Source organism: Alkalihalobacillus bogoriensis ATCC BAA-922, from assembly GCF_000621445.1.
Classification (GTDB): Bacteria; Bacillota; Bacilli; order Bacillales; family Bacillaceae_F; genus Bacillus_AO; species Bacillus_AO bogoriense.
This window is the reverse complement of the sequence record NZ_JHYI01000012.1, coordinates 100800-116398: the sequence shown is the minus strand read 5'-3', so window position 1 is coordinate 116398 and position 15599 is coordinate 100800. Positions and strand designations below refer to the sequence as shown.

Here is a 15599-nt window from a genome sequence, read left to right as displayed (position 1 = left end):
AGATGTCAAAGGTTTTGGTTACAGGTGCAGATGGATTTATCGGAAGTCATTTAACGGAACAGTTAGTAAAGCAAGGAAAGCAAGTAAGAGCATTTGTGTATTATAACTCGTTCAATTCTTGGGGATGGTTAGAGACTGTTCCAAAAGAAATTATGAATGAAGTTGAAGTGTTTACAGGAGATATAAGGGATCCAAATGGAGTTAAAACATCTTTAAAGGATATGGAAGAGGTTTATCACCTGGCAGCTTTGATTGCTATTCCATTTAGTTACCATTCACCAGACACCTATGTTGATACAAATATTAAAGGGACTTTAAACGTGCTTCAGGCAGCCCGAGAATTTAATACAAAAAGAGTTTTGATTACGTCAACATCTGAAGTTTATGGTACAGCACAATATGTACCAATCGATGAGAAGCATCCTTACCAAGGTCAATCGCCATATTCTGCAACAAAAATAGGAGCAGATCGACTAGCTGAATCATTTTACCGAAGTTTTGATATGCCTATTACGATTGTAAGACCATTTAATACGTATGGGCCACGTCAATCAGCCCGTGCTGTAATACCGACGATTATTACTCAGTTACTATCTGGAAAAGAAGAAATTGAGCTAGGATCATTAACACCTACTAGAGACTTTAACTATGTAAAAGATACAGCGGATGGCTTTATAGAAATCTCAAAAGCTCAACAAACAATAGGGGAAGAAATCAATATTGCAACGCAAGAAGAAATATCAATTGGACAATTAGCTGAAGAATTAATTAAGCAAATAAATCCAAATGCAGCAATTGTTTGTGATGAGCAAAGGTTAAGACCAGAAAATAGTGAAGTGAATAGGTTATTAGGGTCAAATACAAAAATTAAAAAAATGACAAATTGGAAACCGAGTTATACGTTTGAGCAAGGGATAGCTGAGACTATCGAATTCTTTAAGCAAAATTTAGATAAATACAAATCCGATATTTATAATATTTAGGAGTGTCAAAATGAGTCAAAAGTTTATCCCGCTTTCAGTTCCTAATTTAAAAGGGAGAGAGCTTGAATATGTAACGGAGGCAATAGAAACAGAATGGGTTTCGACTGGTGGGCGTTTTGTCGACGAATTTGAACAAAATATTGCTAGTTATGTGAAAGTAAAAGGTGCTGTATCATGTCAGAATGGGACAGCGGGTTTACATGTTGCCCTACAAGTATGTGGAATAAGCATGGGGGATGAGGTCATTGTGCCTACTATGACATTTGTTGCAGCAGTAAACCCAGTAAGATATTTAGGTGCTGAACCTATATTTCTCGATTGTGATGATTCACTTTGTTTAGATGTAGAAAAGCTACGTACATTCTGCTTAGAAGAATGCGAAGTAGTAGAGGACAAGCTTATCAATAAAAAAACGAAGAAACAAATCAAAGCGGTAGTCGCTGTGCACGTTTTTGGAAATATGTGTGATATGGAAAAATTAGTGGAAATAGCAGATCAGTTTTATTTAAAGATTATAGAGGACGCTACAGAAGCTTTAGGAACGTTTTATACGGAAGGAACATTAAAGGGGAAATATGCCGGGACAATTGGAACAGCCGGGGTGTATTCTTTTAATGGAAATAAAATCATTACAACTGGTGGCGGCGGGATGATTGTTTCCAATGATGAACAATTTCTTAAAAGAGCAAAGCACCTAACAACACAAGCGAAAAGTGATGAAATTTATTATACTCATGATGAAGTTGGCTATAACTACAGAATGACCAATCTTCAAGCGGCGATGGGTCTAGCGCAATTAGAGCAATTAGAAGATTTTATCGAAACAAAAAAAATAAACTATTTGTTTTATAAACGAGAGCTTGATGCAGTAGATGGTCTCTCACTTTTGGAATTCAGGAAAAATATTAGAAGTAATTATTGGTTTTATGCTTTATTTGTGGATAATCCGTACCCGTTAAATAGAGATGATTTAATTAAACACTTGGGCGAAAGGAAGATTCAGCTTAGACCTATTTGGGATTTAATTAGTTACCAAAAACCTTATTACATGAATCAAACCTATCGCATTGAGAAAGCTAAGACTTATTTGAGACATGTTGTGAATATTCCTTGTAGTTCAAACTTAAGCAAAGAGGATGTTCAACATGTGATCAATTGTTTAAAAGCATCAGGAGTATAATATCAATGATGGTCTGTGAGGTGAAATAAATGGATGTCAAAGATTTTTTAATACAAGAAGATGCAACAATGTTAGAAGCAATGGCTTTATTAGATAAAGTGGCAAAAAAAGTTCTCTTTGTTATTAGAGAAGGTCAATTTGTTGCTGCGATTACTGATGGTGATATTAGAAGGTGGATTTTAAAAAAAGGAAAATTAGAAGCAAAGGTTAAAGATATTGCCAACTACAATCCAATATTTTTGTATGAAAAAGACAGTGTAAATTCAAAAGAATATATGCATAAACATGCGATCGAAGCTTTACCAATCCTTAATGAAAATAAAGATATAGTTTCCGTATTTTTATGGAATGACGAAAAGATTGAGGACAAAAAACAATTGCAAGTTCCGATTGTAATGATGGCAGGTGGATTAGGGACAAGATTATATCCATATACAAAAATACTTCCCAAACCATTAATTCCAATTGGTGAAATTCCGATTGCAGAACACATAATTAATAAGTTCCATGAGTTTGGGAACAGTGATTTTTATCTAGTTGTCAACCATAAAAAGAATATGATTAAAGCATACTTTAATGAAATACAAAAGGACTACAATGTTCAGTATATTGATGAGGATAAACCGTTAGGTACTGGAGGAGGACTAAGTTTACTTAAAGGAAAAATAAACTCCACTTTCTTCTTAACGAATTGTGATATTTTAGTCGATGAAAACTATGGGAAAATATATGAGTACCATAAAAGAAAACAAAATTTAATTACAATGGTGTGTTCATTAAAAAAAGTGAAGATTCCATATGGAATTGTTGAAATAAGTAAATCAGGTGTTATTGAAGAAATGAAGGAAAAGCCAGAATTCTCCTTCTTCACGAATACGGGAATGTATGTTGTTGAACCAACAATTATTGAAGAACTTGAAGAAAATCAATCATTAGGCTTTCCTGATATTATTGAGAAATACAGAGAAGCTGGTGAAAGAATTGGAGTGTATCCAATTAGTGAAAATGCTTGGCTTGATATGGGTCAATTAGATGAAATGGATAAGATGAGGAAAATATTAGAAGAGAGAGGGTGAGTATATGGACTGGCGTGGTTTACCAGTTGTTATCTTTGGAAGTGGTGGTATTTCCAAAGAGGTCTACTCCATCATAGAAGATATTAACCGATGCAACAATGTTCCGGTATTTCATTTTTTAGGATTTGTGGAAGACACAGAAGGGAAAGTCGGTAATGAAGTCATTAGTGGACATAAGGTAATAACAGATGATAATCAATTTGAAGCTTTCTCCAATTCTTTTGCAACTTTAGGTGTTGTCATTCCAATAGGTAATCCAAACGCAAAAATTAATATTTATAACAAAATTAAAGGTCTTGAAAATATTGTGTATCCCAATATAATCCATCCCAGAGCACAGTATAATGAAAATACGGTTATATTAGGTTATGGGAATGTGATAACTGCTGGTGCGACGTTAACCTGTAATATTACTCTTGGTAACTTCAATTTAATTAATTTAAATACGACTGTTGGGCATGATACAGTCATTGGTAATTTTAATGTAATTAATCCGTTAGTCGCTGTCTCCGGAGACATTGTGATTAAAGATGGTTGTTTAATTGGGACCGGAGCAAAAATATTGCAACAGTTAAAGGTTGATGAGGGGTCAACGATAGGAGCAGGGGCTGTTGTCGTCAAAGATGTAGAAGCTTATAGTACTGTAGTCGGTATACCCGCAAAGAAAATTAAATGAATGAATAAGGAGTTTCAAATGAGTAAAAAGGTTTATATTATTGCAGAGGCAGGAGTTAATCATAATGGAGATTTAAATATAGCTAAAAGACTAGTTGATGAGGCGGCTAAAACAGGGGTCGATGCAATAAAATTTCAAACATTTGTCTCAGAAAAGGTTGTATCAAAATATGCAATGAAAGCCGATTACCAAAAGGAAACAACTGGACACTCAGAAAGTCAACTAGAAATGGTAAAAAAGTTAGAGCTTTCTTTTTCTGATTTTAAAGACCTTCATGCGTATTGTAATACAAAGGGAATCGAGTTTCTTTCAACTGCTTTCGATTTCGATAGTATCGACTTTTTACACTCTTTAAAAATAAATCGGTGGAAAATCCCATCAGGTGAAATTACAAACCTCCCATACTTACTTAAGGTTGCTAAGGTTGCACAAAAAATTATTCTTTCAACTGGAATGAGTACGATTTCAGACATTCGTGATGCTGTACACGTCCTTAGGGGAGAAGGAGTAATGGATATCACGATACTCCATTGTACAACAGAGTATCCGACCCCGTTTGAGGATGTTAATTTAGCTGCGATGGATACCATTAAACAAGAGTTTGAAGTGGAAGTCGGGTATTCTGATCATACAAAAGGTATTGAAGTACCTATTGCTGCAGTGGGATTAGGAGCAACTGTTATTGAGAAGCACTTCACGCTCGATAAAAATATGGAAGGGCCTGATCATAAGGCGAGTTTAGAACCGAGTGAGCTTAAGGAAATGGTGAGTGCGATCCGAAATATTGAGTTAGCGATAGGTAAACCTGATAAACAACCGGTAGCATCCGAGCTGAAAAATATGGTTGTAGCACGCAAGAGTATTGTAGCCAATCGTAAAATAATAGCGGGGGAAGTATTAACACCAGATAATTTAACAGTAAAGAGACCAGGGGATGGGATTAGTCCAATGAAATGGTTTGATGTTATTGGTCAAAAAGCAATTAGAGACTTTGAAGAAGATGAGCTGATTGAAGTATGAAACGAATCAGTATTGTAACAGCTACAAGAGCAGAGTATGGTTTATTAAAACCGCTCATAAAAAAGCTAATTAAAGATCCGGCCTTAGAAGTTCGAATAGTTGTAACGGGAGCGCATTTGTCACCCGAGTTTGGTTTAACCTACAAAGAAATTGAAAATGACGGATATAAGATTGATGAAAAAATAGAAATTCTCCTTAGTGCAGACACACCAACATCAATTTCAAAGTCAATGGGCCTAGCTATGATAAGTTTTGCAGATTATTTTGAGAGGATAATCCCAGACCTACTTATAGTGCTCGGAGACCGCTATGAGACACTAGCTGTTAGTACCGTTGCGATGAATCAAAGAATCCCAATTGCTCACTTATATGGTGGAGAAACAACCGAGGGAGCGATTGATGAATCTATACGCCATGCAATAACGAAGTTGAGTTTTTTGCATTTCACCTCCACTGAACAGTACAAAAAAAGAGTGATACAACTAGGTGAACATCCAAGTAGAGTGTTTTGTGTGGGTGCTTTAGGGATAGAAAATGTTGTACAGCAACCGTTGATGGACAAACACGATTTAGCAAAATCGATTAACTTTAACTTAGAGAAAGCTTTTGCTGTAGTAACATTTCATCCAGTGACTCTTGAAAAAAACAGTTCACAAATTCAATGTAAACAACTACTTGATGTCATACATACATATCAACATATGAATTTTATTTTTACTAAGGCAAATGCTGATACTGACGGACGAATTATAAATCAAATGATAGATGAATATGTGAAAGAAAACTCCCATGCTACAGCTTTTACATCTTTAGGAATGACCAAATATTTAAGTGCTTTACAATATGCTTCATTTGTTATAGGAAATTCTTCAAGTGGTTTAGTTGAAGCTCCAAGCTTTGGGATACCGACAATCAATATTGGAGACCGACAAAAAGGGCGTATTCAAGCAGAAAGTGTAATTAATTGTAAACCCATTTCATGTGAAATTAAAAAAGCAATTAAACGTGCTTTATCAGATTCGTTTAAAAAACGGGCGAGAAATTCCAAAAATCCATATGGAGATGGAAATAGTTCTGAACAAATAGTCGATATTTTAAAGGATTTTCTTTTAAATGACAAGCTGGAACTAAAGAAACAGTTTTATGATATGGGGTGAACTAGTTGAGTCGTTTGGCAATTATCCCAGCTAGAAGTGGTTCAAAGGGGTTAAAAGATAAAAACATAAAATTACTAAATGGAAAACCCTTATTATCTTATACCGTAGAAGCGGCTAGAAAATCGGACATATTTGACGAAATTATCGTATCAACTGATTCAATAGAGTATGCGAATATTGCAAAAAAATGGGGAGCCAACGTCCCTTTCTTTAGAAGAGAAGAATTGTCTTCAGATACAGCCTCATCATGGGATGTGGTGAAAGAGGTCATTAAAGAATATAAGGAATTAGGAAAAGAGTTCAGTACTGTTGCCTTGCTTCAGCCAACTTCACCATTACGAGATTCTAATGATATTGTAAAGGGCTTTCAAATGATGAAGCGTAAAAATGTAAAAGCAGTTGTTTCTGTGTGTGAAGTTGAGCATTCACCACTCTGGTGTAATACACTTCCTGAGGATTATTCGATGGCAAATTTTTTGGATGAAAGTATACTTAATTCCAATAGACAAGGTTTACCTACTTATTATCGGATAAATGGAGCTTTATATATCGTGAAAACTGATTACTTATTTTCTGTGGAAAATATTTATAAACATAGTTGCAGTGCAATAATTATGTCAAAAGAGCATTCCATTGATATAGATGATGATTATGATTTTTTAATAGCTGAAGCTTTACTTTCCAAAAAAGAAATAAATAATAAAAATAACAATTAGTAATGTTAGTTTCTGACGAAAATATTTTTTATATTTACCATAGTTAATATAAACAATTTGGTAAAAAGTGACGATATAATAAATAAAATACGTTCTGAAGGAGACATTAGGATGGATATACAATCGTTGTCAGGTGGACATTCAATTGAGAAAAAAACTAGCAGGTTAGATTTTAACCAAAATGCAAACTTAGAAGCTCAAAAAAATGCAAGTAGTGTGATTCAACAGAGTATGGACAAGGGAACGAAGAAAGAAGAGAAAAGCAATAAAGTAATTGAAGCTCAAGTTGATGGGTTAAATAAAATGCTAGAACCACATTCAGTTGGTTTAAAATTTAATGTCCATGAAAAATTAGATCGATTGTATGTCCAAGTGGTTGATCGGAATACGGACGATGTTATACGTGAAATCCCGCCAGAGAAGTTTCTTGATATGGTATCTTCCATGTTAGAACACGCGGGTTTACTTGTCGATAAAAAAGTATAGAAATTGGAAAGTAGACTTTTGTCTACTTTTTTGTTTTTCTATTAAAATCTTATAGATTATGTCGATATTAAAAGTAGAATCTTTTTGATGGGAAAATTGAGGTGAATCACAATGAGGATGTCAGGATTAGCATCAGGGATGGATATAGAATCAATGGTAAGAGATATGATGAGAGTACGTCGAATGCCCATTGATAAAATGATGCAACAAAAACAAGTGCTACAATGGCAAATGGATTCATACCGAGATGTGAATCGAAATTTTAGTGAGCTTCGAAACAATATTGTCGATAATATGTTATTAACGAGGTCGAACCTACAAGCAAAGACGGCAGTAAGTTCGAATGATTCAAGAATTACAGCTACCGCTGCACCAAGTGCGGGTAATGTTTCATATCAAATTACTGAAGTTTCCAAACTGGCAAGGGCAGCTTCAACGTCGAGTAGTTCAGAAATAACTACAGGTGCAAAAGTAGATACAACTAGAAGCTTAATGTCGCAATCAGATAAGTTTGCTTCAGGAATTGATTGGAAAAATGGAGTCATTGAAAGACAATCGTTTAGAGCTACAGCTGGGCAAGTCAACTTTCAATTAGATTCACAAAAAGCACAAAATATTAAACAAGATTACACGAATGATATGATTGTAAAAGTGGATGGGAAAGTATTTAATGTAGTGGATGTAACTGAACAAGCGGGAAGAGTTATAGGAGAAAATGAAGTTGGGATTGATTATTCAACGGGCACACTCCGTTTTGGTCAAGGTCAAAGAGCGAATGCAGACATTCAAGTGACGTATTTTAGAGAAAATAATCTGCAAACATTGCCTGCAAGCAGTTCATCGCCACAACAAAATTTTCAACTTGCCCATGGCTCCATTGATTTACAGTCATTAACAATAACAGCTAATGGAAAAGAATTTACAGCTAACGGCGAATTTAAAATCGTGACGAGTCTAACAGAATTAAATGAAAATACAGTTTTTGTGAATGTGGAAACAGGAGCAGTTTCATTTAGTTCCGCGCAAACACAGCCTGTCACTGCAAATTATCAACAAAAATTTGTGACAGCTGGAGTTACTACTCATACAGCTAATGGTCCTGTACAAGATAAATTTGTATTTGATGGAAGAACATCGTTAAGCACGGTTATGAGTACAATGAATAATTCTAGTGTTGGGATTAGTATGTTTTATGATGAACATACGGATAGTGTTGCAGCGAACCGTAAATCCCAAGGGGTGTTTAACAACACGGGTGATAGAACAGAGATGAGCTTTGAGGGAAGTTTCTTTACTCAAACACTAGGCTTGGATAGTAGAGGAAGTCAAGGTGCGCAAAATGCAACATTTATTATTAATGGATTAGAGACGGAGAGGACTTCAAATACTTTTACGCTAAGTGGCGTCACATTTACATTACGAGAAGAGTTTCTCGCAGCAAATAATCCATCACCTGTGACAATATCTGTAAACACAAATACGGATAAAGTTATGGAGACAATTACAGATTTTGTGAATAAATATAATGAATTAATAGAAAAGACAAACGGCCTGTTGAGAGAAGATCGCCACCGTTCTTTCCAACCATTAACAGACGAGCAAAAAGAAGCGATGTCTGAAAAAGAAATTGAAAAGTGGGAAGAAAGAGCAAGGAGCGGTTTATTAAGGAATGATACGTTAATAGCGGGATCAATGGATCGACTACGGTCTGCTGTGAATTCACCTGTAAGTTCACCAACAGGTTCTTTTACGCACTTATCGCAAATTGGAATCACGACTTCACCCGATTACATGGCAGGTGGAAAGTTAATTATAAACGAAGAAAAGTTGCGTAAGGCAATTGAGGATGATGTAGAAGGAGTCTTCAATATATTTACAGCTAACGGTGATGGTTTTGGAGGACAAGGAATTGTTCGAAGAATGAGAGATACGTTAGATGCGTCGGTTAACTCTATTGCACAAAGAGCAGGGGGAAGTCGAGGTTTAGCAGCAAATCACCAATTTACAATTGGTCGAAATATTAATAATCTTGATTCGAGGATAGATAACCTTGAAAGAAGAATGAAACAAGTGGAAGATCGCTATTGGAAACAATTTAGTGCCATGGAATCTGCAATGATGAGGTCTAACCAACAAGCAGATATGATTTTTGCTCAATTATTCGGTAACCAAGGATAACAAAAAAAGAAAGGGTGTTACTAGTTGGCAATTTCTAATCTTCAAGCAGCAGCATATAAGCAAAATACATTAAATACAGCTTCACCGGGTGAGTTAACTTTAATGCTTTACAACGGTTGTTTAAAGTTCATTAAGCAAGGTAAAACAGGGATTGAAAATAACGATATCGAAATGCGTAATATTAATATTAAAAAAGCACAAGATATTATTCGAGAGCTAATGGTGACGTTAGAAACGAACAGTGACTTAGGTAAAAATATGATGAGAATCTATGATTTTGTACTAAGTCGCTTAGTTGATGCGAATATTAAAAATGATGTCCAAGCCTTAAACGAGGCTGAGCAATTCGTGACTGAATTTCGTGATACTTGGAAACAAGTGATTCAGATAGATAGACAACAACGCCATGGTTCTGGAGGACAAGCCTAGTGTCTTCTGTAAAAGAGCTTTATCTAACAAGTAAAGAATTGTTTGATTTAGTTCAAACCCCTTTACCAGAGGGGGAAGACGAGCGTGATCAATTTATTAGTGAGATATTTAAAGCTTTAGATGCTCGCGAACGAGTGATTATGCAATATCAAAAGTCCGCTCAAACCTTGACAGCGAGTGAGAAAACATTAGCAGAAGAGATTGTAAAAATGAATGCTAAAATAGCAACAATGCTTGCAGATTCTAAAGATAAGATCGGTTTAGATATTTCAAATTTAAAAATGAAACAACAACAAGGAAAAAAATACGACAACCCATACGATGGACCTACCGTTGACGGAGTTTTCTTCGATAAGCGCGGGGTATAAGTCAGGGGGTGACTGACACCCCTTTCGACTGCCGAACTAAAATGAGCCTTCTCACTAGAGAAGGCTCATTCCTTTTATCCTATTGTGTCCATTACTCGTCTTCTTCAATTTCAAGGTCTTCAAGGTCTTCTAAATCGAAGTCTTCTAAATCGCTAAAGTCACCGAAATCGTCAAAACTAAACTCTTCAGCGGAATCAATTACGTCCTGTGGAACTGTAATCTCACCAACATTGTTAAAGTTAGAAATTGTGCTGTCCATTGTTTGTTTAGTTACCATTGTTTCGCCCTCGAAAGTTAAGCTCATTTCAACAGTAGATGTGAATCTAGTTTGATAGTATGTTTCTTTATCAATGTAAAGTTCATAATCAAACACACTGATTTCCATTAAATCAAAGATTTCAGTCATGCCACCAGTAATATCATCACCAAGCATAGCCATCATTTCAACAGCCATTTCTTTAAGGCTATCACCTTCACCTTTAATCGTTAAAATATAATGTGTATCATCTTCAGCTACTGTTATTTCCTCTGAAAATTGTTTAAGCATTTCAAGCTGTTGTGTATTATCAGATTGCAGTTGCGCAAAGCTTAGCATGTCTTCTGTATATGAGTCAGGATATTTAATCCACTGATCCATCGAGCCATCTTTAATAAACATCCCATCTTCAGTGAAGTATGTTTCTGTTTCCATTGCACCGAAAGATTCACCAGGAACTTCCATAGAAAGCTTTTGGAATAGTCTTGTTGGTTCATGTCCGATATCACTTTCCATCGTCATTTTCGTTTCAACAGTACCTTCTCCAGGAATATTCATTTCTTGAACACTATCCATGACCATTGAGAAGCTTTCAACGTCATTCATTGCTTCTAATGATTTTGTTAAAATTTCATCAGCATCTGCATTTGATTGAGCAGACTCCTCGTCAATTTCAGGTTCCCCATTTTTCTCAACAGCTTCTGGTGTTTCATTGTCCTCAACATCGCTGTCTGCAGGTGCTTGGTTACAAGCTGCTAATGCAACAATAGCAAGGCTTGCAATAAGTAGTTTTAGTTTTTTCAACATTGTCCCTCCTAGACTTTTCTCAAGTCCCCACTTTAACACAGAATAGCAAAATCGAACAGGGAGAAAAGGCTCATAAATGTATGAGATTTCCAAAAAAATGAAAGAAAAAAGTGGATTGTATTTTTTTCTTCGGAAAGGGAAATAAATTTTACAAAAGTGGGTATAGTATAACATGTATCATTCTAGATGTTAGTCAAATGTCAAAAAAGTATTTACATTTCGAAGGGATGTAAGCGGATAAAAAAATGTCTATTTTGCTTGCAAACCTTGTCGAGATAAGGGTTATGAAATAAATTGACTAGCATTTTTAGAACTGATATATTTAAATTGTGGAGCTCCACAAGGATTTAATAATGAAGGGATTGTGAAAGCATGCAAGGAAAAGTTAAATGGTTTAACGCTGAAAAAGGTTTCGGATTCATCGAACGTGAAGACGGTGACGATGTATTCGTACATTACTCTGCAATCGAATCTGAAGGATTCAAAACACTTGACGAAGGACAAGTTGTAGAGTTCGAAATCGTTGAAGGTGCACGTGGCCCTCAAGCTGCGAACGTGACTAAGCTTTAATTCGCATCCCTACAGCGCGGAAATGAATCAAGCTTCAATACAACGATAAAAACAAAAAATAGATACCCATCCTAGTGTACTAGGATGGGTTTAAATATATTTGGTTGAGCATCCTCTTACGGACATCTGTTCCGTTATTTCAATAAAAAACGGCTTTTCTCCCATGCTATCGGACATTGGTTCCGCTAGCATAAAAAAAAGACGTGTTTTTCATGAAATAGCGGAATATATGTCCGGTGCGTTTAAGCAAGAAAAGCCCCTCCCTCTCATTAATGAGAAGGAGGGGCTTTTTCCAAAGAAGCATAAAAATTTTGATATAGCAGTGAAGTTTTGAAAGCTTATTCTAGAAGAGCGAAGGCTCAGCACTTCACTTGAAAGAAAAGACGTTCTTGCGTTTTTCTTTATTATCGTTTATTTCTGTTTTGATAGGCTTCATTTGCGACAATTAATCCAACCGAATCATTTTGTCTCCACACACGGTCCCAATTTCCAACAGGGACAGGACGGTCTCCAACATACGGAGAGATTTCAAGTGTAATCCCTGGCTTTTTGTGATAGACGTTAAACCAGCTTGCAAAGCCACCACCACTTGTACTTTTCGTTACATCGATAATCGAATACCCTGTTTTACGCGAAAGTGTTGTTGTTAACTGTGTAGGGTTTCGCACGAAAATCACTTCTCCAGAAGAATGGTAATCGATGACTGTTTTTAAATGCTTATTACTTTCGACAAAATCACGCATCGTAATTGCTTCTGGCTCAGTCAATGGTTTTGTTCCTTTGTACATACTTGGACTAGGCTTTCCAGGATTGTTTGTAATAGTAGTCCAGAAATGCGGGAATTGACGATTTAAATCAACGCCACGTACATTTGCTTTCCAAGGAGCAAAGTTTCGGCTTCCACTGTTAATTTGAATAGCTTGTTGGGCTAGTTTATTGCTTCTAAGAGCATTCGGTCCTTGTTGAACTAATGTAACGCCATCAGGATTTACCATTGGCACATACCAAATGCTTGTACGGTCAAGCACTTGTTTTACATTAAATCCACCAAACTGATTTCCTTTCGTATACGCAAAGGCGTATTCATCAATTTGTTTCATAATGACATTCGTTGTCATATGTTCACGTGCATGGTTGGAACCGTTAATTAATACTTCTGTTTTCCCACGTCCGAGTTTAATGGCATAAATATTGCGTCCATCAACAGAAGTCCCGATGATTTTCGTTTGAATAATTTCCGGATACATCGACTCAAGTTGCTTCATATCTTTTTCCATTTGGGTGTACGTGTAATTTTGGACTTTTGCATTAACAATTTTTTTCACATCAGCAATTCGAGTTCCTTTTTCAGCTAATGCTTTATTTGTGCGAGCTTGGTCTTTAATTGATTTAGGAACAAAAAGCGTATTAATGATTTTATCGTATTGTTTAATGGCACGGTCAAACTCACCAGCTTTATGTCTAGCAATCGACCAATTTAATAAACCACGAGCACTTTTTTCGATTCCATCTTTAAAGCGTTTATCCTTTGGATATAAAATATGAGCTTCAACGAATTTATCTAATTTTGCTGAATTCGATGACAATTTATTTGCTGCATTATTTAATGAATTCGCTGTAGGCACTTTCTTTTTCGCTTTGGCGTAAACAAGTCGAGCTTCGGTTTCTCGTTTGATTTTTGCGCTTAACACAGGCGAATCAAGTATTAGGTTATAGCGGTTTTTGGCTGTGTTATATTTCCCTTGTTGATGTTGTTTGCTAGCCCACGATAATAATGTTCTGGCACTTTCATTAATCCCCGATCTAAATCGCTTATCATTCGGATAGAGAATATGGCCGTTAGAATAATGCTCTAACCGTTTAGATGAAGAACTTTGTTTTTTCGCATCCTCAACGAGTTTATTTGCCGTTGGGATTTGTTTTTGGTCTTTTGCAAATTGTAGACGATATTGTGCTTCAAATAAAACATGAGGATGTAAGACAGTTTCGCTTAGTAAGATCGTCTCAAATCGATTGACAGCAGTAGTGAATTTCCCATCAATATGCTGTTTTCTAGCTGTAGAAAGTAATGTTTTTGCACTTTTGTTTATTCCTGTTTCAAATCTTTTGTCTTTTGGATATAAAAACAATCCTTCTTGGAAATGAGTCAAACGCTTTAATGATGTGTTTTGCTTTGCTGCATAATCATTAACATTCTTCGCTGTCGGAATGATTTGGAGATTTGCATATTTTATTCGAATGGTAGCTTCTTTACTAATGTTTTCATCTAAAGCAGGTGAATCAAGTATCGTCTGATATCGCCCAATCGCAACATCAAAATTTCCTTTATTATGTTGACTTCTAGCAGAGTTTAATAGAGTTCGGGCATTTTCATTAATCCCAGTAACAAATCGCACATCTTCATAATGAAGATAACCTTTGCTGAATTCTAAAAGTCGCTTCGTGGCCGTTGTTTGTGCTGCCGCAAAAGCTAACCACTCTTCAATGGAAAGAACTTCTTCTACTTCAACAGGGGGTACTTCTGCTTGAGATGGAGCAACTGGAACAGGTTCTTCTGTAGGGATTTCCTCTGTTACAGGCTCTACTTCTTCGATGATGTCTTCCGCTGTTTCTTCTGGAAGAACTTCCACTGCTTCACTTTGTTGTTCCAAGTTTTGAGCATGTATAGAATGCGGGTAAACTAATGCAATAGAAAGGAACAAAGCTACAATACGTTTCATACTCGTTTCTCCTTTAACGACACTCTACTGACTGTCTTGTTAGATTTTTTAGGTTTTCATAGAGTTTTACATAATTTAAATAATAATAGAACAATAGTACTATGTAAATATAAAAATACAAAAAAATGTTAAATAAATAGTTTAATAGATAGAATGAAGAAATCTAGATGATTGAAAAGCGGTTCAGAAGGGTAAAATAATATTATTATCTTCAAATGAATCAAATATTTTTTAATGAGAGAAGATAATACGTGGAAATCGCCCGACAATTCGACATATTTCACAACTTTGTCATAGGTTTGACGAAAAAGAAGGTGTAGAAAAAAGGAATTGGGCTAGCAAATATCGAATACTATATACATACGGAAAGGAGCTGTTTTACTATGAACTTTAACATTCGTGGTGAAAACTTAGAAGTAACTCCTGCATTGCGCAGCTATGTGGAAAAGAAGGTAGCCAAGTTAGAAAAGTATTTTGAAGCAGGTACCATTTCAGATGTTCATGTAAGCATGCAAGTCTTTAACAACCAACAAATTATTGAAATTACTATCCCGATGTCACAATTGTTATTACGTGCAGAGGAAACGCATACAGATATGTATGCTGCGATTGATTTAGTGGTTGAAAAACTAGAACGACAAATCCGTAAGCACAAAACAAAGGTTAATCGAAAGTTCCGTCAATCAGGCGGGGTTAAATATATGTTCCGAAATGACCTTCCGCAAGAACCACAGGAAGACGACGATGATATTGAAATCGTGCGTACAAAACGTTTCACATTAAAGCCAATGGATACAGAAGAAGCGGTTCTTCAAATGGACATGTTAGGTCATAATTTCTTCGTATTCTCAAATGCGATAAACGGTGAAACAAATGTCGTGTACAAACGAAAAGATGGACGTTACGGGCTAATTGAGCCGGAGTGATACCAAGGAAAGAGAGTGTAGCTTGGCTACACTCTCTTTTTTATGTATTTT

Annotated in this window: 15 protein-coding genes; 13 read left to right on the top strand and 2 right to left on the bottom strand. The window is 35.8% G+C overall.

Annotated features, from left to right (window positions below):
• Positions 1-2: 2 nt before the first annotated feature.
• From T323_RS0105455 to fliT, 11 genes are all read left to right on the top strand, one after another.
• Positions 3-983 (top strand): NAD-dependent 4,6-dehydratase LegB, encoded by a 981-nt coding sequence (locus T323_RS0105455; RefSeq protein WP_026672368.1) that lies wholly within the window; start codon positions 3-5, stop codon positions 981-983.
• A gap of 10 nt (positions 984-993) precedes the next feature.
• Complete coding sequence (locus tag T323_RS0105450) at positions 994-2163, top strand: LegC family aminotransferase (RefSeq protein WP_026672367.1); 1170 nt, start codon at positions 994-996, stop codon at positions 2161-2163.
• 29 nt (positions 2164-2192) lie between these two features.
• Positions 2193-3239: a sugar phosphate nucleotidyltransferase gene (locus tag T323_RS0105445; RefSeq protein ID WP_026672366.1), complete on the top strand. Its 1047-nt coding sequence runs from the start codon at positions 2193-2195 to the stop codon at positions 3237-3239.
• 4 nt (positions 3240-3243) lie between these two features.
• Positions 3244-3915 carry a NeuD/PglB/VioB family sugar acetyltransferase gene (locus tag T323_RS0105440; RefSeq protein ID WP_026672365.1) on the top strand — a complete coding sequence of 224 codons (672 nt, stop codon included), beginning with the start codon at positions 3244-3246 and terminating at the stop codon, positions 3913-3915.
• A gap of 18 nt (positions 3916-3933) precedes the next feature.
• A complete protein-coding gene (neuB, locus tag T323_RS0105435; protein ID WP_026672364.1) occupies positions 3934-4935 on the top strand; it encodes an N-acetylneuraminate synthase in 1002 nt (333 codons plus the stop codon).
• A complete protein-coding gene (neuC, locus tag T323_RS0105430) occupies positions 4932-6092 on the top strand; it encodes a UDP-N-acetylglucosamine 2-epimerase (RefSeq protein ID WP_026672363.1) in 1161 nt (386 codons plus the stop codon). The genes neuB and neuC overlap by 4 nt, the downstream gene beginning before the upstream one ends.
• A 5-nt stretch (positions 6093-6097) precedes the next feature.
• Positions 6098-6808 carry an acylneuraminate cytidylyltransferase family protein gene (locus tag T323_RS0105425; RefSeq protein WP_026672362.1) on the top strand — a complete coding sequence of 237 codons (711 nt, stop codon included), beginning with the start codon at positions 6098-6100 and terminating at the stop codon, positions 6806-6808.
• A 111-nt stretch (positions 6809-6919) separates the two neighbouring features.
• Complete coding sequence (locus T323_RS0105420; protein ID WP_026672361.1) at positions 6920-7294, top strand: flagellar protein FlaG; 375 nt, start codon at positions 6920-6922, stop codon at positions 7292-7294.
• A gap of 111 nt (positions 7295-7405) precedes the next feature.
• The gene (gene fliD, locus T323_RS0105415; RefSeq protein ID WP_051556386.1) at positions 7406-9472 is read left to right on the top strand and encodes a flagellar filament capping protein FliD; all 2067 of its coding nucleotides are present in this window, start codon (positions 7406-7408) and stop codon (positions 9470-9472) included.
• A 24-nt stretch (positions 9473-9496) separates the two neighbouring features.
• Positions 9497-9901: a flagellar export chaperone FliS gene (gene fliS / locus T323_RS0105410; protein WP_026672359.1), complete on the top strand. Its 405-nt coding sequence runs from the start codon at positions 9497-9499 to the stop codon at positions 9899-9901.
• Positions 9901-10269, top strand: coding sequence for a flagellar protein FliT (gene fliT, locus T323_RS0105405; RefSeq protein ID WP_026672358.1), 369 nt, complete (start codon positions 9901-9903; stop codon positions 10267-10269). The genes fliS and fliT overlap by 1 nt, the downstream gene beginning before the upstream one ends.
• Positions 10270-10360: 91 nt before the next feature.
• Here fliT and T323_RS0105400 read toward each other — a convergent pair whose 3' ends face one another.
• Positions 10361-11329: a DUF6612 family protein gene (locus T323_RS0105400; RefSeq protein WP_026672357.1), complete on the bottom strand. Its 969-nt coding sequence runs from the start codon at positions 11327-11329 to the stop codon at positions 10361-10363.
• A 375-nt stretch (positions 11330-11704) separates the two neighbouring features.
• On the opposite strand from T323_RS0105400, the gene T323_RS0105395 reads away from it, so the two are divergent.
• Positions 11705-11902 (top strand): cold shock domain-containing protein, encoded by a 198-nt coding sequence (locus T323_RS0105395; RefSeq protein ID WP_026672356.1) that lies wholly within the window; start codon positions 11705-11707, stop codon positions 11900-11902.
• A gap of 404 nt (positions 11903-12306) precedes the next feature.
• Here the strand turns inward: T323_RS0105395 and T323_RS27815 are convergent, their stop codons facing one another.
• Entirely contained in the window at positions 12307-14622 is a 2316-nt protein-coding gene (locus T323_RS27815) for a M14 family zinc carboxypeptidase (protein WP_051556385.1), read from the bottom strand.
• 383 nt (positions 14623-15005) lie between these two features.
• Here T323_RS27815 and hpf point away from each other — a divergent pair, with 383 nt between their 5' ends.
• Complete coding sequence (hpf, locus tag T323_RS0105380) at positions 15006-15548, top strand: ribosome hibernation-promoting factor, HPF/YfiA family (RefSeq protein WP_026672354.1); 543 nt, start codon at positions 15006-15008, stop codon at positions 15546-15548.
• Positions 15549-15599 lie beyond the last annotated feature (51 nt).

Excerpts from the sequence above, each read along its gene's own strand:
- T323_RS0105420 (WP_026672361.1), top strand. The coding sequence starts at position 6,920 with ATGGATATACAATCGTTGTCAGGTGGACATTCAATTGAGAAAAAAACT.
- fliD (WP_051556386.1), top strand. The coding sequence starts at position 7,406 with ATGAGGATGTCAGGATTAGCATCAGGGATGGATATAGAATCAATGGTA.
- neuB (WP_026672364.1), top strand. The coding sequence starts at position 3,934 with ATGAGTAAAAAGGTTTATATTATTGCAGAGGCAGGAGTTAATCATAAT.
- T323_RS0105450 (WP_026672367.1), top strand. The coding sequence starts at position 994 with ATGAGTCAAAAGTTTATCCCGCTTTCAGTTCCTAATTTAAAAGGGAGA.
- T323_RS0105445 (WP_026672366.1), top strand. The coding sequence starts at position 2,193 with ATGGATGTCAAAGATTTTTTAATACAAGAAGATGCAACAATGTTAGAA.
- T323_RS0105455 (WP_026672368.1), top strand. The coding sequence starts at position 3 with ATGTCAAAGGTTTTGGTTACAGGTGCAGATGGATTTATCGGAAGTCAT.
- hpf (WP_026672354.1), top strand. The coding sequence starts at position 15,006 with ATGAACTTTAACATTCGTGGTGAAAACTTAGAAGTAACTCCTGCATTG.
- T323_RS0105440 (WP_026672365.1), top strand. The coding sequence starts at position 3,244 with ATGGACTGGCGTGGTTTACCAGTTGTTATCTTTGGAAGTGGTGGTATT.
- neuC (WP_026672363.1), top strand. The coding sequence starts at position 4,932 with ATGAAACGAATCAGTATTGTAACAGCTACAAGAGCAGAGTATGGTTTA.
- T323_RS27815 (WP_051556385.1), bottom strand. The coding sequence starts at position 14,622 with ATGAAACGTATTGTAGCTTTGTTCCTTTCTATTGCATTAGTTTACCCG.
- T323_RS0105395 (WP_026672356.1), top strand. The coding sequence starts at position 11,705 with ATGCAAGGAAAAGTTAAATGGTTTAACGCTGAAAAAGGTTTCGGATTC.